At 50.1% G+C, this 18,858-nt stretch carries 18 protein-coding genes and 1 tRNA gene; 18 read left to right on the forward strand and 1 reads right to left on the reverse strand.

All coding sequences use genetic code 11. The features are described 5' to 3' along the window. Positions 1–29: 29 nt before the first annotated feature. The 11 genes from nuoI (at position 30) to GQ51_RS00450 (ending at position 10,953) form a co-directional block, all read left to right on the forward strand. Positions 30–521, forward strand: a complete 492-nt coding sequence (nuoI, locus tag GQ51_RS00400; protein ID WP_047548404.1) for an NADH-quinone oxidoreductase subunit NuoI — start codon at positions 30–32, stop codon at positions 519–521. Between the two features lie 87 nt (positions 522–608). Further along, complete coding sequence (locus tag GQ51_RS00405) at positions 609–1,262, forward strand: NADH-quinone oxidoreductase subunit J (RefSeq protein ID WP_047548407.1); 654 nt, start codon at positions 609–611, stop codon at positions 1,260–1,262. Beyond that, a complete protein-coding gene (gene nuoK, locus GQ51_RS00410; RefSeq protein WP_047548409.1) occupies positions 1,262–1,567 on the forward strand; it encodes an NADH-quinone oxidoreductase subunit NuoK in 306 nt (101 codons plus the stop codon). Before GQ51_RS00405 ends, nuoK begins: the two co-directional genes overlap by 1 nt. 27 nt (positions 1,568–1,594) lie before the next feature. Further along, complete coding sequence (gene nuoL / locus GQ51_RS00415) at positions 1,595–3,622, forward strand: NADH-quinone oxidoreductase subunit L (protein WP_047548412.1); 2,028 nt, start codon at positions 1,595–1,597, stop codon at positions 3,620–3,622. Between the two features lie 3 nt (positions 3,623–3,625). After that, positions 3,626–5,125: an NADH-quinone oxidoreductase subunit M gene (locus GQ51_RS00420; RefSeq protein ID WP_047548415.1), complete on the forward strand. Its 1,500-nt coding sequence runs from the start codon at positions 3,626–3,628 to the stop codon at positions 5,123–5,125. Positions 5,126–5,128: 3 nt separating this feature from the next. Beyond that, complete coding sequence (gene nuoN, locus GQ51_RS00425) at positions 5,129–6,577, forward strand: NADH-quinone oxidoreductase subunit NuoN (RefSeq protein WP_047548418.1); 1,449 nt, start codon at positions 5,129–5,131, stop codon at positions 6,575–6,577. 188 nt (positions 6,578–6,765) lie between these two features. Beyond that, complete coding sequence (locus GQ51_RS00430) at positions 6,766–7,077, forward strand: DUF2818 family protein (RefSeq protein WP_047548421.1); 312 nt, start codon at positions 6,766–6,768, stop codon at positions 7,075–7,077. Positions 7,078–7,274: 197 nt separating this feature from the next. Next, positions 7,275–8,129, forward strand: a complete 855-nt coding sequence (gene ypfJ / locus GQ51_RS00435) for a KPN_02809 family neutral zinc metallopeptidase (RefSeq protein WP_047548424.1) — start codon at positions 7,275–7,277, stop codon at positions 8,127–8,129. Between the two features lie 8 nt (positions 8,130–8,137). Then, a complete protein-coding gene (locus tag GQ51_RS00440; protein ID WP_047548427.1) occupies positions 8,138–8,683 on the forward strand; it encodes an NUDIX domain-containing protein in 546 nt (181 codons plus the stop codon). Positions 8,684–8,701: 18 nt separating this feature from the next. After that, the gene (locus GQ51_RS00445; protein WP_047553407.1) at positions 8,702–9,556 is read left to right on the forward strand and encodes an SDR family oxidoreductase; all 855 of its coding nucleotides are present in this window, start codon (positions 8,702–8,704) and stop codon (positions 9,554–9,556) included. Between the two features lie 5 nt (positions 9,557–9,561). Further along, complete coding sequence (locus tag GQ51_RS00450; protein WP_047553410.1) at positions 9,562–10,953, forward strand: lytic murein transglycosylase; 1,392 nt, start codon at positions 9,562–9,564, stop codon at positions 10,951–10,953. A gap of 30 nt (positions 10,954–10,983) precedes the next feature. Here GQ51_RS00450 and GQ51_RS00455 read toward each other — a convergent pair whose 3' ends face one another. Further along, entirely contained in the window at positions 10,984–11,631 is a 648-nt protein-coding gene (locus GQ51_RS00455; protein WP_047548430.1) for a 2OG-Fe(II) oxygenase, read from the reverse strand. A 107-nt stretch (positions 11,632–11,738) separates the two neighbouring features. Here GQ51_RS00455 and GQ51_RS00460 point away from each other — a divergent pair. From GQ51_RS00460 to pheT, 7 genes are all read left to right on the forward strand, one after another. After that, positions 11,739–11,815 (forward strand) — tRNA-Val (locus GQ51_RS00460). A gap of 91 nt (positions 11,816–11,906) precedes the next feature. Then, complete coding sequence (gene thrS, locus GQ51_RS00465; RefSeq protein WP_047548432.1) at positions 11,907–13,814, forward strand: threonine--tRNA ligase; 1,908 nt, start codon at positions 11,907–11,909, stop codon at positions 13,812–13,814. A gap of 63 nt (positions 13,815–13,877) precedes the next feature. Then, positions 13,878–14,402 carry a translation initiation factor IF-3 gene (gene infC, locus GQ51_RS00470; RefSeq protein ID WP_081987055.1) on the forward strand — a complete coding sequence of 175 codons (525 nt, stop codon included), beginning with the start codon at positions 13,878–13,880 and terminating at the stop codon, positions 14,400–14,402. A 151-nt stretch (positions 14,403–14,553) separates the two neighbouring features. Continuing rightward, positions 14,554–14,751 carry a 50S ribosomal protein L35 gene (gene rpmI, locus GQ51_RS00475; RefSeq protein ID WP_019897898.1) on the forward strand — a complete coding sequence of 66 codons (198 nt, stop codon included), beginning with the start codon at positions 14,554–14,556 and terminating at the stop codon, positions 14,749–14,751. A 9-nt stretch (positions 14,752–14,760) separates the two neighbouring features. Then, positions 14,761–15,120 (forward strand): 50S ribosomal protein L20, encoded by a 360-nt coding sequence (rplT, locus tag GQ51_RS00480; protein WP_047548439.1) that lies wholly within the window; start codon positions 14,761–14,763, stop codon positions 15,118–15,120. A 186-nt stretch (positions 15,121–15,306) separates the two neighbouring features. Next, a complete protein-coding gene (pheS, locus tag GQ51_RS00485) occupies positions 15,307–16,305 on the forward strand; it encodes a phenylalanine--tRNA ligase subunit alpha (RefSeq protein ID WP_047548442.1) in 999 nt (332 codons plus the stop codon). Positions 16,306–16,449: 144 nt separating this feature from the next. Beyond that, entirely contained in the window at positions 16,450–18,804 is a 2,355-nt protein-coding gene (pheT, locus tag GQ51_RS00490) for a phenylalanine--tRNA ligase subunit beta (protein ID WP_047548445.1), read from the forward strand. The last annotated feature ends 54 nt before the right edge of the window (positions 18,805–18,858 follow it).

Below are 18,858 nucleotides of genomic sequence, written 5' to 3' on the forward strand. Positions count from 1 at the left end.
AACGATTAGGCTTTGATGATTAGAAAAACATGATTAAATCAATTAAACAGACACTTGGCAGCTTGATGCTGTGGGAACTGCTGAAAGGCATGGCACTCACGGGACGCTACTTTTTTGCACCAAAAATCACGGTGCAATATCCGGAAGAAAGCACGCCGCAGTCAAACCGTTTCCGCGGTTTGCATGCGCTGCGTCGATATCCCAACGGCGAAGAGCGTTGCATCGCATGTAAATTATGCGAAGCCGTTTGCCCGGCCATGGCAATCACGATCGAATCCGAACAGCGTGAAGACAACACACGTCGCACCACGCGCTATGACATCGATTTGACCAAATGCATTTTCTGCGGCATGTGCGAAGAGTCATGCCCAGTAGACTCCATTGTCGAGACCCGCGTATTCGATTATCACGGTGAACAGCGCGGCGACCTGATCTATACCAAGGAAATGCTGCTGGCAGTTGGTGATAAGCATGAAAAACAGATTGCGGCTGACCGCGCGCAAGATAAACAATTTAGATAGAAAGGCAGTGAAGTGTGAACTAGAGAATATGAAATGCCGATGTGTACAGGGTTTCATTTTTCAATTTTCATTTTTCACGGAGTTTAGATGACATTTTTTGGCTTACCTTTTCAAGACATAGTGTTTTATACACTAGCCGCCATTTTGCTATATGCCGGCCTGCGTGTAATCACCACTCGCAACCCTGTGTATGCAGCGCTGTACCTGGTGCTGGCGTTCTTTACGGCAGCCGGTATCTGGCTGCTGCTGCAGGCTGAGTTCCTGGCTATCGTGCTGGTGCTGGTCTATGTAGGTGCCGTGATGGTGCTGTTCCTGTTCGTAGTGATGATGCTGGACATTAACCTGGACAGGTTGCGTGAAGGTTTCTGGAGCGCATTGCCGGTTGCGTTGCCGGTTGGCGGCCTGATGGCTGTTGAAATGGTGATGATCGTAGGCGTGCGCAATTTTGGCGTGGATAAAGTGGCTGCACCGGCGCCGCATCCTGCTGATTACAGCAATACAGCAGAGCTTGGCCGTGTGCTGTACACGGATTACCTGCTGCCATTTGAGTTGGCGTCTGTCGTGCTGCTGGTTGCTATCGTTGCCGCAATCGCACTGACGCTACGTGACCGTAAAGACAGCAAGTCAATGGATCCTGCGAAACAGGTACTGGTTAAAAAGGCAGATCGTATGCGTATTGTGAAAATGCAGGCTGAAGTGACAAAAGCAGCGGCAACAGAGAATGCTGAGGAGGCTAAATAATGGTCGGGTTGTCTCATTACCTGGTGTTGGGATCGCTGTTGTTTGCAATCAGCGTGATCGGCATTTTTCTTAACCGTAAGAACGTGATTATCCTGTTGATGGCAATTGAGTTGATGCTGCTTGCGGTCAACCTGAATTTCGTTGCTTTCTCGCATTACCTGAATGATGTTGCAGGCCAGGTTTTTGTGTTTTTCATATTAACCGTAGCGGCGGCTGAGTCTGCTATCGGTTTGGCGATTCTGGTGGTGCTGTTCAGGAACTTGCGCACTATTAATGTTGACGACCTAGACTCATTAAAAGGCTAGATAGTTTGAAAGGCTATGTAAATTAGTATGACCATGCAACAAATTTATCTCGCAATTCCACTGCTGCCATTGGCGGCGGCTATCATCATCGGCCTGTTCGGCAAGCAGTTGCCGCGTGCCGCCGCACATATCGTGACGATCGCCGGTGTGGCGGTTTCCTTCGCGCTTTCTCTTTATGTGCTGAAAGATGCACTGGTCAGCGCGCCGTACAACGGAACCGTTTACTCATGGCTTAAGAGCGGTAATTTTTCTTTCGAAATCGGTTTCCTGATTGACCGCCTGTCAGCAATGATGATGGTGGTGGTCACCTTCGTGTCATTAATGGTGCATATCTACACCATCGGCTATATGCATGAAGACAAAGGCTATGCGCGCTTCTTCAGCTATATCTCATTGTTTACGTTCTCCATGCTGATGCTGGTCATGAGCAACAACTTCATGCAGCTGTTCTTCGGCTGGGAAGCAGTGGGGCTGGTGTCATATCTGCTGATTGGTTTCTGGTACACACGCCCGACGGCTATCTATGCAAACCTTAAGGCTTTCCTGGTGAACCGTGTAGGTGACTTCGGTTTCCTGCTCGGTATCGGCCTGGTGCTGTTCTATTTCGGCAGCCTGGATTACGCGGCTGTGTTCTTCGTTGCACCGCAGATGGCTGACATCAAGATCAACCTGATCGGCAACGCTTCATGGTCATTGATGACCGTGACCTGCATCCTGCTCTTTATCGGAGCAATGGGTAAATCTGCACAAGTGCCCCTGCATGTATGGCTGCCAGACTCCATGGAAGGCCCGACCCCGATTTCAGCGCTGATCCATGCCGCAACGATGGTAACGGCCGGCATATTCATGGTGGCACGTATGTCACCGCTGTTCGAGCTATCGACCACGGCACTGTCGTTCGTGCTGGTCATCGGCAGCATCACTGCATTGTTCATGGGCTTCCTGGGTGTTATCCAGAACGACATCAAACGTGTAGTTGCATATTCGACTTTATCTCAATTAGGTTACATGACGGTAGCGTTAGGCGCTTCAGCTTATTCAGTGGCGATTTTCCACCTGATGACGCACGCGTTCTTTAAAGCGCTGTTGTTCCTCGGCGCCGGTGCAGTCATCATGGGCATGCATCACGATCAGGATATCCGCAACATGGGTAACCTGAAAAAGTACATGCCTGTCACCTGGATCACTTCCCTGATTGGCTCATTGGCATTGATTGGAACCCCGTTCTTTGCCGGTTTCTACTCTAAAGACAGCATTATTGAAGCCGCTAAATTCTCTACCATTCCAGGCAGCGGTTTTGCTTACTTTGCTGTGCTGGCCGGTGTGTTTGTCACGGCGTTTTACAGCTTCCGCATGTATTTCCTGGTGTTTCATGGCAAGGAGAAATGGCGAGAAGTGAAGCATGACGCACATCATGATGATGCGCATGACGATCATGACCACCACCACGGCTTAAGCCCAAGCGATGATCCACACGAGCCGGGCTGGGTCGTCAAGCTGCCGCTGATCCTGCTGGCGATACCTTCATTGCTGATCGGTTATGTTGCAATCGAGCCTATGCTGTATGGCGACTTCTTTAAAGGCGTGATTTTCGTGAACGCTGAAGCGCATCCTGCAATGCACGAACTGACGCACCATTGGCATCATATATTCCATTCGGCTGCAGGCATGGCGATTCACGGCTTTATGACATTGCCGTTTGCATTGGCGGCTTCCGGTGTTTTCGTGGCATGGTTCTTCTACATGAAGCGCCCGGATATTCCGGCCGCGATCCAGAAACGTTTTGCCTTGATCAATACCATACTTGAGAACAAATACGGTTTTGACAGCTTCAATGACCGGGTCTTTGCGGCAGGCTCACGTTTTATCGGTGGTAAACTGTGGCAGATCGGTGACGTAAAACTGATCGATGGTGCAATGGTTAACGGCACAGCCAATTTGATCGGCAAGTTATCTACCGTTGTGCGTAAACTGCAGACCGGTTTGATTTACCACTATGCATTCGCCATGATCATCGGCGTATTTTTAATGATCACGTTTTTCTCTAAAGTGTAAAAAATGCTTGAATACTTTTTGCAACATATCTTAAGTTTCTCTATCTGGCTGCCTATCGCCTTCGGTGTGGCTGTGCTGTTTACGGCTGATGATAATAAACCTTGTGTCACCAGATGGCTGGCATTAGCCGGTAGTCTTGCCAGCTTCCTGGTAACGATTCCGTTATATACGCATTTCAATTTTGCAGATGGCGGCTTTCAGTTCCAGGAGCGTTTCCTGTGGATCGCATCATTCAACATCCATTACCATCTGGGCGCCGATGGCTTGGCGGTACCCCTGATCCTGCTGACCAGCTTTACTACATTGATCGTGGTGCTGTCAGCGTGGGAAGTGATTGAGAAACGCGTTGCACAGTATATGGCATCATTCCTGATCATGAGTGGCCTCATGATCGGCGTGTTCAGTGCGCTAGATGCGATTTTCTACTATGTGTTCTGGGAAGCGATGCTGATTCCGATGTTCCTGGTGATCGGTATCTGGGGTGGACCGAACCGCGTCTACGCTACGGTCAAGTTCTTCCTGTATACCTTGCTCGGCTCACTGCTGATGCTGGTGGCATTCATCTATATGTATCACCAGACCGGCAGTTTCGCGATTACCGACTACTATGAGATGCCGATGCCGCTCAATGTGCAGATCCTAGTGTTCTTGGCATTCTTTGCAGCATTTGCGGTGAAGATTCCGATGTGGCCGGTGCATACCTGGCTGCCGGATGCGCACGTAGAAGCGCCTACCGGCGGTTCCGTCGTGTTGGCGGCAATTGCCCTGAAACTGGGCGGTTACAGCTTCCTGCGCTTTGCAATGCCGATCGCACCTGATGCGTCCCATTATTTATCAGGCTTTATGATCGCATTGTCACTGATAGCAATCGTTTACATTGCATTGGTGGCACTGGTGCAGAAAGACATGAAAAAGCTGATTGCCTATTCATCCATTTCGCACATGGGTTTTGTGACCTTGGGTTTCTTTATTTTCAATAACCTGGGTCTTGAAGGCGCAATCGTGCAGATGATTTCACACGGCTTCATTTCTGCGGCAATGTTCCTGTGCGTCGGCGTACTGTACGACCGCGTGCATAGCCGCCAGATCGATGCCTACGGCGGTGTTGCCAACACCATGCCTGCATTCGCAGCGTTTGCGGTGCTGTTCGCAATGGCAAACAGCGGCTTGCCGGGAACTTCAGGCTTTGTAGGTGAGTTCATGGTGATACTGGGTTCCATCCAGGAGAATTTCTGGTACGCATTCCTGGCATCATTTACGCTGATCTTCGGTGCGGCCTATACCTTGTGGATGGTTAAGCGCGTGTTCTACGGCGAAGTCGCCAATGAAAATGTAGCTGCACTCAAAGACCTGAATAAACGGGAGTTCCTGATCCTGGCGATTCTGGCTACGCTGGTATTGGCATTGGGTATCTATCCTGAGCCTTTAACCAATGTCACAAACGCTACCGTTGACCAACTTCTTTCACACTTATCTCACAGCAAGCTGCCGACAGGCTTTTAATTCATGGAAAATATTCGTTACGATCTTATAACCGCCTTACCTGAAATGGTTCTTTTGGGTATGGCGATGCTTGTTTTAATCGCTGATCTGTTCTTAAAACAATCTAACCGCATTGCTATTTATGGTTTGTCGCAGCTTGCATTGCTGATGGCTGCCTATATTACGTTCACAACCCATTCACCTGGCGCTGGCTATGCATTCACCGGCACATTCGTAGATGATTCGATGTCCGATGTGCTGAAACTCATGATCTATCTGGGTACATCGCTGATTTTTGTCTACAGCAGGCAGTATCTGCAGCAGCGCGATATGTTCCGCGGCGAGTTCTATGCGCTGACGCTGTTCTCGGTCGTCGGCATGATGATCATGGTGTCTGGCCAGAATATGCTCACGCTATATGTCGGCTTGGAGCTGCTGTCATTAAGCCTGTATGCACTGGTGGCGATGGATCGTGATAATGCCCGTGCCACAGAAGCTGCGATGAAGTACTTTGTGCTGGGCGCACTGGCATCAGGCATGCTGCTGTACGGCATGAGCATGATTTACGGCATGACCGGCAGCCTGAACCTTGCAGACATCCATAATGCGTTGATGGCAACAGAGAAAACGCATTCGGTATTGATCCTGGGCCTGGTGTTCATTGTGGCTGGTCTGGCATTCAAGCTGGGCGCCGTGCCGTTCCAGATGTGGGTTCCTGATGTGTATGAAGGCTCGCCAACTGCGATCACCATGCTGATCAGTTCCGTGCCGAAACTTGCTGCATTTGCATTTGTCATCAGGCTGCTGGCACAGGGCCTGCAGACCATGGCGGTTGACTGGCAGCAGATGCTGCTGGTCATGGCGGTGCTGTCCATTATTATCGGTAACGTGACTGCGATTGCACAAACCAACCTGAAACGCATGCTGGCTTACTCTACCATTTCGCATATCGGCTTTGTATTGTTTGGCCTGATGAGTGCGAGTATCAACGGCTTTGCATCCGCGCTGTTTTATATTGCAAGTTATGTGCTGATGTCACTGGCTGGCTTCGGCATCATCCTCCTGCTGTCACGCAAGGGCTTTGAAGCTGACAAACTAGATGACCTTAAAGGCTTGAACCAGCGCAGTCCATGGACCGCGTTCCTGATGCTGATCGTGATGTTCAGTATGGCCGGCGTGCCGCCTACCTTGGGTTTCTATGCCAAGTTTGCCGTGTTGCAGGCTGCGCTGCAGGCCGGTTTCCTGTGGCTGGTCGTGTTTGCAGTGTTAATGGCAGTGATTGGTGCCTTCTACTATCTGCGTGTGATCAAGCTCATGTACTTTGACGAGCCGGTGGATCATCACCCGATTCAGGTACCTGCCGACATGCGCGTAGCCTTAAGCGTAAACGCTTTTGCGCTGCTGTTCATCGGCTTGATGCCGCAGGGCCTGATGAGCTTGTGTGGCTATGCTATTGTCAGAAGCCTGAGCTGATCCCTGCTTTTTAATCAATGATTATCCGGTATGCACGCCCGCAAAGGCTGTGCATATCAAAGTGCAGGCAGCCCGGTTTTGCGTCATAGCGCGATACAAAACCGGGAGCCTGTACGTGATACAACGAGGTTGCGGTTACCGTATAAGCTGGTAATGTGGCTGAAGAATTTGTTTTTAGAGGTGACTGAATGACTAACTGGGCAATATTAGGGCTGATATTCTTTGCTGCGAACTTACCCTGGTTTTCGGATAAGCTGTTTTATGTCGTGCCGCTGAATCGTTCTGCCAAGCCGGGATTCAGTAAAAATATCGCGTGGTGCCTGCTTGAACTCAGTATCCTGTATTTTCTGACCGGTGCCTTCATGCGTTACGCCGAGCATGCTACTTTGGGTCAGGTTGCGCCTCAGGGCTGGGAGTTCTACGCAGTGACTGCCTGCCTGTTCCTCGTGTTTGCTTTTCCCGGTTTCGTTTACAAAGTGCTGTGGAAAAGAACAAACTAGGAAAGCTCCGGTAAAAAGTTGTATTTTTGATATTTTTTAAAATATCATTAAACCATCACGCTTTAATTCCCTCTTTTGATCGCTAGTGCGATCAAACCGCTGCCAAGTTATTTGCATATTTCCATCTTTTATTCAAGAATGCCTACTGTGCCGGTTAAGTCCGGCTTCTGATATTTCATACTGTTGCGGGGCTTAAAATGCGCTTAGATGATGAACGTGAAAGTAACAACGTAGAAGACAGGCGAGGCGGGGGTGGCCTGCCGGTCGGCGGTAAAGGCATCGGCATTGGTACCATTGCGCTTGTTTTGCTTGCGATGTATTTCGGGGTTGATCCTTCCACCGTGCTGAACCTCACTCAAGGCCTGGGGCAGCAGGCACCTGTAGAGGCGCGGCCTATTCCGGCAGATGACCCTATGGCCGTATTTGTCGCCAAAGTTCTGGCAAGCACGGAGGACACATGGGGTGCCATATTCCAGAATGCAGGGCATGCGTATCCAGCGCCAAAACTGGTTTTATTCACTGGTCAAACGCCTACGGCCTGTGGCTCAGGCCAGGCTGCGATGGGGCCGTTTTATTGTCCTGCCGACCGGAAAGTCTATATCGACCTGGGTTTTTACCAGGAGATGAAGACACGTTTTAAAGCCCCTGGTGATTTTGCGCAGGCCTATGTGATTGCGCATGAGGTCGGTCATCATATACAAAACCTGATGGGTACTTCAGATAAAGTGCAGCAGGCAAAACAGAACGCCCGTTCTGAAGCGCAGGCGAACCAGTATTCCGTAAGGCTGGAGCTGCAGGCCGACTGTTATGCCGGGGTATGGGCAAATCATGCCGATGGCACTAACCGTATCCTGGAGCAGGGCGATGTTGAAGAAGCAATGACAGCCGCTGCCGCAATCGGTGATGATGCATTGCAGAAACAGGCGCAAGGGTATGCGGTCCCCGATAGCTTTACCCATGGTACATCGCAGCAGCGCATGCACTGGTTTAACCTGGGCTTGAGCTCAGGTGATATCAGGCAGTGCGATACATTCAGGGCTGCGTCACTTTAGGATTTCTGATGGATCTGACCGAACACTGTTTAAGTTCAGAAGTATTGGCGCAGGGCGATATGCTTACGGTCAGGCGTGACAGCGTACGTTTGCCTGACGGCAACGTCAGCCGCCGTGAGTATGTGGTGCATCCCGGCGCGGTTGTCATCGTGCCTTTGCTGCCTGGCGGCAACGTAGTGCTGGAGCGCCAGTTCAGGTATCCCTTGCATCAGGTATTTATTGAATTGCCGGCCGGTAAGATCGACCCGGATGAAGATGTTTTAAGCACCGGACAACGCGAACTGCTGGAAGAAACCGGCTATACAGCGCAAAATTGGGTCAAGCTTGGCATACAGCATCCCTGCATCGGTTATTCCAATGAAGTGATCCATATTTATCTTGCAGAAAACCTTACGGCGGGCGCCCATCAGCGCGATGAAGATGAAATGCTGGAAGTGTTTGATCTGAAAATGGAAGATTGCCTGACTATGATACAGCGCGGAGAGATTACCGATAGCAAAACGATAGTCGCGTTGTTCATGGCGTGGCAGTATCTGCAGCAAGATGGCAGGTAGCACATGATGGAAAGCACGTTGACAAAAGTATTAATTGTCGGGCTGGGTGACCTTGGCGCCGAAACCGCCAGGCGGCTGGCACAGTCCGGTATCCAGGTTGTCGGGCTCAGGCGCACTGTTGCAGCAGCCATGGAACAATCCGCAAATGACGGCACAGGGATGATCGCGGCAGATGTCACGCAGCCTTCAACTCTGACCGGGCTGGAATCGCTTTGCCCCGACATGATTGTTTATTGCGTCGCGGCTGGCGGACAGACCGATGCCGAATATAAGGCTGCCTACGTGGATGGCTTACGTAATGTGCTGGCAACCCAGGTGAATAACAGCCGTTTAAAACATGTGTTTTTTGTTTCCAGCAGCCGGGTGTATGGTCAGGATAGCCAGGCATTGCTGGATGAGAACACGCCTGCGCTGCCGGCAGATTTTGGCGGTCAGCGCCTGCTGGAAGCGGAACATTTGCTGCAGGCACTGCCCTGCGGTACAACTGTTTTGCGTTTATCCGGCATATATGGCCCCGGCCGGCTGCGCATGCTGAACCTTGCAAAATCGCCCGGCCACTGGCCTAAGCAGAATACCTGGAGTAATCGAATACACAGGGATGACGCGGCGGCATTCATTGCATTCCTGATCCATCAGGTTCTGGCAGGCAGCACGGTTCAAAGCTGCTATATCGTGACCGATTCCAGGCCGGTGCCGCAGTACGAGGTTCTGAGCTGGCTGGCTGCACAGCTGCAGATGCCTAAGCCAGCGCAATTGCCCGCGAGCGCCGGCAAGCGGCTGAGCAACAGCAATATGCTGGCAACCGGGTTCAAGTTGCAGTATGCTGATTATGAGGCGGGTTACCGCACGTTGCTGCCGCCGATTCCGGATTGATGTTTATGAAACACATGAACAGCCGACTATCCAAACTGGCATCAGTGCTGGCTTTGGCGCTGGCATCCTTTGCTTCATGCGCACAGGATGGATTTTCAGGTTTTCTGGAAGATTTACGCATAGAGGCCATGGTCTCCGGTATTTCTGATGAAACCGCCAATAATGCAGTCAGCCATATCGAATTCCTCCCCGATGTGATTGCCCTTGATCGCTCACAGCCCGAATTTATCAGCCCATTCCTGGATTATTACCAGAAACGGGTCAATGCCGCCAAGGTGCAGAGAGGCCGACAGTTACTGTTGGAGCATGAGGCGATGTTTAACCGGATCGAAGCTCAGTATGGTGTATCTAAATATACGCTGGCGGCATTCTGGGGCATGGAAACGCAGTACGGCCGCAATCAGGGTAAGCTCGATATCCTGTCGTCACTGGCGACCCTGGCCTATGACGGGCGGCGCACCGAGTTCTTCCGTGGTCAGTTGCTGGATGCAATGCGCATGATTGACATCGGGCATGTTGCGCCTGGCGCCCTGACTGGTTCATGGGCAGGGGCTTTTGGCAACATGCAGTTCATGCCGACCACATTCATGATGTATGCCGTAGATGGTGATAGTGACAACTTGATCGATGTTGTGGATTCATTGCCGGATGCAATTGCGTCGGCAGCCAATTACCTATCCCAGGTGGGCTGGCATAGTGACGAACCGGCGATGCTGGAAGTGCAGTTGCCGACCGGCTTTGACTGGGGGAGTGCGCAATTGTCAGTCAGGAAGCCGGTGGCTGAGTGGTCCCGGCTCGGTGTGCGAGCCTTGCATGTTGATGCAGGGGCGCCTGGTTTTGGTTCAGGGGCGGCAGTGGGGCAAGAGGTGTCCAATAAAAAAACGAGATTAAATCCGGAAAACATTAAAAAACCTGCCACTCATAAAACGGACAAATCTAAAACGCAGAGGCCTGCACAGCCGGAGCAGCAGAATGTTTCGGTCGGCACGGTAAGCCTGGATGTTTTAGGGCTGCAGGTAAAAGGGCCGGCAGCCATCCTGTTGCCGCAGGGTTACCGTGGCCCCGCCTTCATGGTGTTTGATAATTTTGATGTAATCATGGATTGGAACCGATCCGTAAACTATGCGCTTTCTGTCGCACAATTGGCAGAACAGCTACGGCATGAGTCAAGAATCGTAGGTGGAAAATTCGCAGAGGAGGGCGCACTCAGTTTTCAGGAAATGCTGGATCTGCAAACCATGCTCAACACGCGCGGCTTTGATGCAGGTGAACCAGACGGCTTGCCTGGCCTGATGACGCAGGAGGCCATCCGCAAGTACCAGGTGGCCAACCAGTTGCCGGCGGATGGCTATGCCAGCCGCAGCCTGTATCAAAGGCTCTACGCCGAGCAGCAGTGATGCCTGCCTGGCGGATCAATCAGCCTTGCGCTACTGCTGCGGCCTTGACAGAAACCAGCCGGTCAGGCTGATTCTTTCTTTGTAGGTTGGCATCACTTCGTGATAGAACGTATCGGATAGGAAAATGACCGCCCTGCCGGCCAGCGGGGAGATCAGGATTGATTTGTATTTGTCGGATTCATCAGTCTCATTCAGGTAGAGCTTTAACTGGCCGCCATCCTGCATGTGCCAGCCCTGGTTCAGGTAAACGATGCAGCTGATCTTGCGCTGCGGTTTTTGCGGGTTGTGGCCGGCGAAGCAATCCAGGTGTTTTTTGTAGAACCCGCCTTCGGGATAAACAGCCAGATGGCTTTCCAGCCCGAACAAGCCTAAATAAAGATGCCGGTTTAATTCAAGCCTCAGGTTTTCCATCTGCCCGAAATAACTGCGCTGTGCTTCTGTAGCATCGCCTTCATCCAGCCAGTAAATGCTGTCGCCGCGAATTTCCTTATTGACGTTCAGGTGCTCACGGCCGATACCGGCCTCCTGCATGACCTGAGTGTGTTTAAGCCTTTGTGCTTCATTGGCCAGTGCGTTAACGGTAGCTTCCGGCAGGAAGTCATTAATGACACAGAAGCCATGCTCGGCGATGTGGTCAACCAGTTCTTCGAAATTTGTACTTTGTGTGGAAATGCGCATATAAATAATATTATATGTGATAGTCAGTTTGCGTGCGGAGCAACAATAGGCTAAAATCGCGTTCTGTTTGAAATCGCAGGTTCAAAAGAACTGTGTTTTGAAGCAAGAGGCGGTTAGCTCAGTTGGTTAGAGCGCTTGGTCGACATCCAAGAGGTCAGCAGTTCGAATCTGCTACTGCCTACCAGAATTTTAAGTTTAATATAATTATTCAAGTTCAATATTTAAGCCAAAGCCGTTCATTTAAACGGCTTTAATTGTTTTTACGGGATACAGTTATGCCTATCATACGCTTGCCAGATGGCTCACAACGTCAATTCGATGCGCCGGTGACGGTTGCCGATGTTGCCATGAATATTGGTGCAGGCCTGGCTAAAGCAGCGCTGGCTGGCAAGGTGAATGACAAGATCGTTGATACCAGCTTTCTGATTGAAGCCGATTGCGATTTGGCGATTATCACCGATAAAAACCCGGAAGGACTGGACGTTATCCGCCATTCAACAGCGCACTTGCTGGCTTATGCCGTAAAAGAGCTGTTTCCTGATGCACAAGTAACGATAGGCCCTGTGATTGAAAACGGGTTTTATTATGATTTCTCCTACAAGCGTCCGTTTACCCCAGAAGATTTAATTGCCATTGAAAAGAAAATGGCGGAGCTGGCGAAGAAAGACGAGCTTGTAACGCGCAAAGTAATGCCGCGTGATGAGGCGATTGCCTATTTCACAAGCATCGGTGAAGCCTATAAGGCAGAGCTGATTGCATCTATCCCGGCTGGCGAAGATGTCTCGCTGTACACCGAAGGTAACTTTACCGACTTGTGCCGCGGCCCACATGTGCCGAACACAGGAAAATTAAAAGCTTTCAAACTGATGAAATTGGCCGGTGCGTACTGGCGCGGTGACAGCAGTAACGAAATGCTGCAGCGCGTTTATGGCACTGCGTGGCGCAATAAAGAAGAGCTGGATGCGTACCTGTTTCAGCTGGAAGAAGCCGAAAAGCGTGACCATCGCAAGCTGGGCAAGCAGCTGGATTATTTCCACATGCAGGATGACGCACCGGGCATGGTGTTCTGGCATCCGCGCGGCTGGAGTATCTGGCAGGAAGTTGAGCAGTATATGCGCCAGATGTTCCGTGATTACGATTATCAGGAAGTGCGCACCCCAACCGTCATGGATAAAACCCTGTGGGAGAAATCCGGGCACTGGCAGAACTATCGTGACAATATGTTCGTGACCGCATCAGAGAGCCGTGACTATGCGGTGAAGCCGATGAACTGTCCTGGCCATGTGCAGATTTTCAATAACAGCCTGCACAGCTACCGTGACTTGCCTTTGCGTCTGGCTGAGTTTGGCTCATGCCACCGCAACGAGCCATCCGGTTCGCTGCATGGCCTGATGCGCGTGCGCGGCTTTACGCAGGATGATGCGCACATTTTCTGCACCGAGGAGCAGATTGAAGCGGAAGTGGCTGATTTTATCCAGATGCTGTACAAGGTGTATGGCAACTTTGGCTTTAATGACGTGTTGGTGAAATTATCTACCCGTCCGGAAAAACGCGTGGGCGCTGATGAAACCTGGGATAAAGCTGAAGCGGCGCTGGCAAATGCGTTGAACCAGAATAACCTCGCTTTTGACCTGCAGCCGGGTGAAGGTGCATTCTATGGTCCGAAAATCGAATTTACATTAAAAGACAGCCTGGGACGTTTGTGGCAGTGCGGCACGATACAGCTGGATTTCAACTTGCCGGAACGCCTTGGCGCCGAATATGTGGCAGAAGACAACTCGCGCCAGCGTCCGGTGATGCTGCACCGTGCGATTGTTGGCTCCATGGAGCGTTTCATCGGTATCCTGATCGAGCATTATGCCGGGGCGATGCCGTTGTGGCTGGCACCGGTGCAGGTGATGGTGTTGAATATTTCTGAAAGCCAGGCGGACTATGTGCGCCAAGTGGTTGAAACTTTGAAGAAAAGTGGCATCCGATGCGAATTTGACTTGAGAAATGAAAAGATTACCTATAAAATACGCGAACATAGCATGCAAAAAATGCCTTATCTGCTTGTTGCGGGTGAGCGCGAAATGCAAGCCGGACATTTGGCCGTGCGTACCAGAAAAGGTGAAGACCTTGGATCTATGCCGATAGATGCCTTGATTGAGCGTCTGAAAGCAGAGATAGGATCTAAGGTTTAACTGTTGGTGCACGGCTTAACTATTTGAGCGTCATCACTCGTGATTTAATTTGGAGAATTTGATATAGCACAGGATAAAGAAACCCGGATCAATGGCGACATTACAGCGCCACAAGTCCGATTGGTGGGTATGGAGGGTGAGCCCTTAGGTATTGTGTCTTTGGCTGAAGCGTTTGCGAAAGCTGAAGAGGCAGATATTGATCTTGTAGAGATTGCACCGAATGCGGCTCCGCCTGTGTGCAGGTTGATGGATTACGGCAAGTTCAAATATGCCGAAAGTAAAAGACAACACGAAGTTAAGCTCAAGCAGAAACAGGTTGTTGTTAAAGAGATTAAATTCCGTCCGGGTACAGATGATGGTGATTACGCGATTAAAGTGCGTAACATCATTCGCTTTATCCAAGATGGAGATAAAGCAAAAATCACGCTCCGTTTCAGAGGCCGCGAAATTACCCACCAAGAGTTCGGTATGGCGCTGTTGAAACGTGTTGAAGCGGATTTAAAAGAATATGCAATGGTTGAGCAGTATCCTAAAATGGAAGGTCGCCAGATGGTGATGGTTTTAGGGCCAATCAAAAAAGCAAAATAATTTAGTTTGTTGCTGAATTATTGAAAGAAGTAGTCAGCAAAACTGATAAGCAACACTAACTTGCTTCGCAAGAAAGTGTTGCTAATAACCCTGGGTGATACGGCTAAAAGGCATGCCTAAGCACTCTTAACCTAAGTTCAAGGAGAACAAAATGCCAAAGATGAAAACCAAGAGTGGCGCCAAAAAGCGCTTCAAATTCTTGGGTAATGGTAAAGTGAAGCGTACACACTCTCACTTGCGCCATATCCTGACTAAAAAGACCACCAAGCAAAAGCGTAAATTACGCGGCACGGCGATCATTTCTTCAACTGATGTCAAGCGCGTCCGCGCTATGATGCCAACACAATAGGAGTAGAACATGCCTAGAGTAAAACGTGGTGTCATCGCTCGCGCTAGACACAAAAAAGTATTAAAAGCTGCCAAAGGCTACCGTGGTCGCCGTAAAAACGTTTACCGCGTTGCCAAACAGGCGGTAATGAAAGCTGGTCAATATGCTTACCGTGACCGTCGCCAGAAAAAACGTCAATTCCGCACCTTGTGGATTGCGCGTATCAACGCGGCTGCACGTGAGTGTGGTTTGACTTACAGCCGATTCATGAATGGTTTGAAAAAATCATCAGTGGAAGTGGATCGTAAGGTATTGGCTGACGTTGCTGTGTTTGATAAAGCTGCTTTCGCTAAATTCGTAGAATTGGCAAAAGCTGGTTTAGCTGCATAACTTGTCAAGCTGAAAATTTCACACTTAGCAATAAGTTTGAGTAAAAAAAGAGGCTTCGGCCTCTTTTTTTTGCGGTAAAATTCAACTTTTGATTTTGTGCGCAAAATCAAAGCATTATGAAGTTAATCTGGTGGTTTTTTGGTATCTTCACCAGTCGATTGATAACAACTAAAGATCAAAAATCTCATGGCAGACTTAACGCATTTAATTGCAGAAGCAGCAGCTGACTTCGCAAACAGCGCTTCAATGAACGACTTGGAAATTGCCAAGGCGAAATACCTGGGTAAATCCGGCTTGCTTACAGATGCTTTAAAAGGCCTGGGCAAATTAAGTGCAGAAGAGCGTCCGGCAGCAGGCGCTGCGATCAACGTCGTCAAACAGGCCGTTGAAGCTTCGCTCACTGCACGCCGCGAGGCAATCCTGAATGCTGAGCAGGCAAAACAGCTCGCGCAGGAGTCTATAGACGTAACGCTACCGGCACGTACACAGTCGCAAGGTGGCTTGCACCCGGTGACGCTGACATTGAAACGCGTTGAAGAACTTTTTCACTCCATTGGTTTTGAAGTGGCAACCGGCCCTGAAATTGAAACCGATTTTTATAATTTCACGGCACTGAATATCCCTGAAGATCATCCGGCACGTGCTATGCATGATACGTTTTATATTGATGAAGCCAACGTGCTGCGTACACACACCTCACCGGTGCAGGCGCGTTACATGGAAAACGCATTAAAGAACAACCAGACGCCGCCATTTAAAATCATTGCCCCTGGCCGCGTTTATCGTGTGGATTCGGATGCAACGCACTCGCCGATGTTTCATCAGGTTGAGGGTTTATGGGTGGATGAAGAGATCAGCTTTGCAAATTTAAAAGGTGTGGTGCAGGATTTTCTGCAGAAATTCTTTGAGCGTGACGATTTGACCGTACGTTTCAGGCCTTCATTTTTCCCGTTTACCGAACCTTCAGCTGAAATGGATATGAGCTGGAACGGCGGTTGGCTGGAAATTGGCGGTTGCGGCATGGTGCATCCGGAAGTGTTCAAGCACGTGAATATCGACAGTGAAAAGTATCGCGGATTTGCATTTGGTCTAGGTATCGAGCGTTTGACCATGCTGCGCTACGGCGTGAATGATTTGCGTCATTTCTTCAATAACGATTTGCGCTTTTTAAGCCAATTTCGATAGTTTAAATCTTTTAATTAGCCACTGATAAACACAGATACACACAGATTTAAAAAAATCAGGTTTTATCCGTGTGTGTCTGTGTTCATCTGAGGCAAAAATATTTTTTTCGCAAGTGCGTTTATCACTATAAGGCATTAAAGCATTATGCAATTTTCAGAAAACTGGTTACGAAGTTTAGTTGACACCAATTTAGATAGCGAGGCACTGAGCCACGCTTTAACCATGGCCGGGCTGGAAGTGGAAGAGATGCAGCCGGTCGCTGCGTCTTTCAGCAAGGTTGTTGTTGCCAGAATTGTTTCCGCCGAAAAACATCCTGATGCTGACCGTTTGCAGGTGTGCAAAGTGGATGTGGGTTTGGCTGAACCTTTGCAGATTGTCTGCGGCGCTGCCAATGCCCGTGCCGGTTTGCTGGCGCCATGCGCAATGGTAGGTGCTGAGTTGCCGGGTTTTTCAATCAAGCAAGCCAAAGTGCGTGGTGTTGAGTCATTCGGCATGATGTGCTCATCCAAAGAGCTGGGCCTTACCGCTGAAGCGACAGGCTTGCTGGAGCTTGATAGTGATGCTGTTGTCGGACAGGATATTCGCGAGCATCTGGATTTGAACGATCATCTGTTTACACTGAAACTGACCCCTAATCGCAGCGACTGCCTGAGCATTACCGGTATTGCCCGTGATGTAGGTGCTATTACTGGTGCTGCAACACGGTTTGAAGCAATCAGCCCGGTTGCCGTTGCGTTGCCGCAAACTAAAAATGTGACTGTAGCCGAACAGGCAGCCTGTCCGCGCTATGCTGGCCGTTTGGTAGCTGGCATCAACGCCAAAGCTGCAACGCCGGCCTGGATGGTGAAACGCCTGGAGCGCAGCGGCTTGCGCAGCATCAGCGCGGTTGTTGATATTACCAACTATGTGCTGTTGGCCTTGGGGCAACCTATGCATGCGTTTGATGCAGCCAAGCTCAATGGCGACATCAATGTGCGTTTTGCAAAAACAGGCGAGCCGCTGGAGTTGTTGAATGACGCAACAATTGAACTGAAAGCTGATGACCTGGTGATTGCAGATGCCCAAGGTGCTGTTGCCCTGGCAGGGATCATGGGCGGCAAGCCTACATCCGTGAGTGACGAAACTGTAGATGTATTTCTGGAGAGCGCATTCTTTGTGCCGTCCGTGATTGCGGGCAAGGCGCGTCGGCTAGGATTAAGCACGGATTCATCCTATCGTTTTGAGCGTGGGGTTGATTTTGGCAACACACGCAATGCGCTTGAGTATGCCACAGCGTTGATCCTGCAGATTTGCGGCGGCAGTGCCGGTGCGGTCACTGAAGTGCTTGGCGCATTGCCGGTACGTCAGGCTGTGCAGTTAAGAATGCCTCGACTGGTTTCTGTATTGGGTATTCCTTTCGCGCAGGAAAAAGTCGCTCAGTTACTGAGCCAGCTTGGTTTTGCGTATACTGTGGCTGGTGATGTTTTTACCGTGACGCCGCCTAGCTATCGCTTTGACATTACGATCGAAGAAGACCTGATTGAAGAAGTGGCGCGTTTGCATGGCTATGACCACATTCCTGCAACAGCGCCGGTTGCCGCATTGAGCATGCTGGCTGCGCCTGAGCGCCAACTGCACCTGAACCAGGTGCGTGATACGCTGGTTGCAGCAGGCTATCAGGAAGTGGTGACTTACAGCTTTGTGGATGAAAGCTGGGAACGTGACCTGTTAGGCAACCATACGCCAATCAAGCTTAAAAACCCGATTGCCAGCAATTTAAGCGTCATGCGCACCAGTTTATGGGGCGGCCTGCTGGATACGCTGGGCTATAACCTGAACCGCAAGCAGGATCGTGCGTACCTGTTTGAAATCGGCGCAGTGTTCCATCAGGCTGATGGCGCATACCAGGAGACCGCCCGTATTTCCGGCCTGGCTTATGGCAGTGCAAAACCTGAGCAATGGGCTGTCGGTAACACTGAGGTTGATTTCTTTGATGTAAAAGCCAATGTCAGCGCTTTGGTTGGTCAGGAATGCAGTTATGAAAAGGCCGAACACAGTGCCCTGCACCCAGGCCAGACAGCACGCATTCTGCTGAACGGTAAAGCAATCGGCTGGCTGGGTAAACTGCATCCGAAATGGCAGCAGCATTATGATCTGCCTAAAAGCGCGTACCTGTTCGAACTGGATGCGAACGCTGCGCTGAACCGTCAGTTGCCGGCTTATCAGGAAGTGTCAAAACTGTTGCCGATTCGTCGGGATGTTGCGATTGTGCTGGATGAAACGATTGCAGCGGAAGCCGTATTAAGCACGATCAGGAAAGCCAATATTCCGCTGCTTCTGGATGTTGCACTGTTCGATTTGTACCAGGGTAAAGGTATCGCTGATAACAAAAAAAGCCTTGCATTATCAGTACTTATGCACGATACTCAAAAAACTCTGACAGATAGCGATGCCGATACAGTCATTACTAATTTGCTCCAGTTATTGCAGAATAATTTTGATGCGGCACTCAGAAACTAAATAAAAAGACACCAGAAACCAAAAAAATATCCTGTTGTCAGGGTTGTTTGAATT

The organism is Methylotenera sp. G11 (assembly GCF_000799735.1).
Taxonomy (GTDB): Bacteria; Pseudomonadota; Gammaproteobacteria; order Burkholderiales; family Methylophilaceae; genus Methylotenera.

Excerpts from the sequence above, each read along its gene's own strand:
- nuoI (WP_047548404.1), top strand. The coding sequence starts at position 30 with ATGATTAAATCAATTAAACAGACACTTGGCAGCTTGATGCTGTGGGAA.
- GQ51_RS00405 (WP_047548407.1), top strand. The coding sequence starts at position 609 with ATGACATTTTTTGGCTTACCTTTTCAAGACATAGTGTTTTATACACTA.
- nuoK (WP_047548409.1), top strand. The coding sequence starts at position 1,262 with ATGGTCGGGTTGTCTCATTACCTGGTGTTGGGATCGCTGTTGTTTGCA.
- nuoL (WP_047548412.1), top strand. The coding sequence starts at position 1,595 with ATGACCATGCAACAAATTTATCTCGCAATTCCACTGCTGCCATTGGCG.
- GQ51_RS00420 (WP_047548415.1), top strand. The coding sequence starts at position 3,626 with ATGCTTGAATACTTTTTGCAACATATCTTAAGTTTCTCTATCTGGCTG.
- nuoN (WP_047548418.1), top strand. The coding sequence starts at position 5,129 with ATGGAAAATATTCGTTACGATCTTATAACCGCCTTACCTGAAATGGTT.
- GQ51_RS00430 (WP_047548421.1), top strand. The coding sequence starts at position 6,766 with ATGACTAACTGGGCAATATTAGGGCTGATATTCTTTGCTGCGAACTTA.
- ypfJ (WP_047548424.1), top strand. The coding sequence starts at position 7,275 with ATGCGCTTAGATGATGAACGTGAAAGTAACAACGTAGAAGACAGGCGA.
- GQ51_RS00440 (WP_047548427.1), top strand. The coding sequence starts at position 8,138 with ATGGATCTGACCGAACACTGTTTAAGTTCAGAAGTATTGGCGCAGGGC.
- GQ51_RS00450 (WP_047553410.1), top strand. The coding sequence starts at position 9,562 with ATGAAACACATGAACAGCCGACTATCCAAACTGGCATCAGTGCTGGCT.
- GQ51_RS00455 (WP_047548430.1), bottom strand. The coding sequence starts at position 11,631 with ATGCGCATTTCCACACAAAGTACAAATTTCGAAGAACTGGTTGACCAC.
- thrS (WP_047548432.1), top strand. The coding sequence starts at position 11,907 with ATGCCTATCATACGCTTGCCAGATGGCTCACAACGTCAATTCGATGCG.
- rpmI (WP_019897898.1), top strand. The coding sequence starts at position 14,554 with ATGCCAAAGATGAAAACCAAGAGTGGCGCCAAAAAGCGCTTCAAATTC.
- rplT (WP_047548439.1), top strand. The coding sequence starts at position 14,761 with ATGCCTAGAGTAAAACGTGGTGTCATCGCTCGCGCTAGACACAAAAAA.
- pheS (WP_047548442.1), top strand. The coding sequence starts at position 15,307 with ATGGCAGACTTAACGCATTTAATTGCAGAAGCAGCAGCTGACTTCGCA.
- pheT (WP_047548445.1), top strand. The coding sequence starts at position 16,450 with ATGCAATTTTCAGAAAACTGGTTACGAAGTTTAGTTGACACCAATTTA.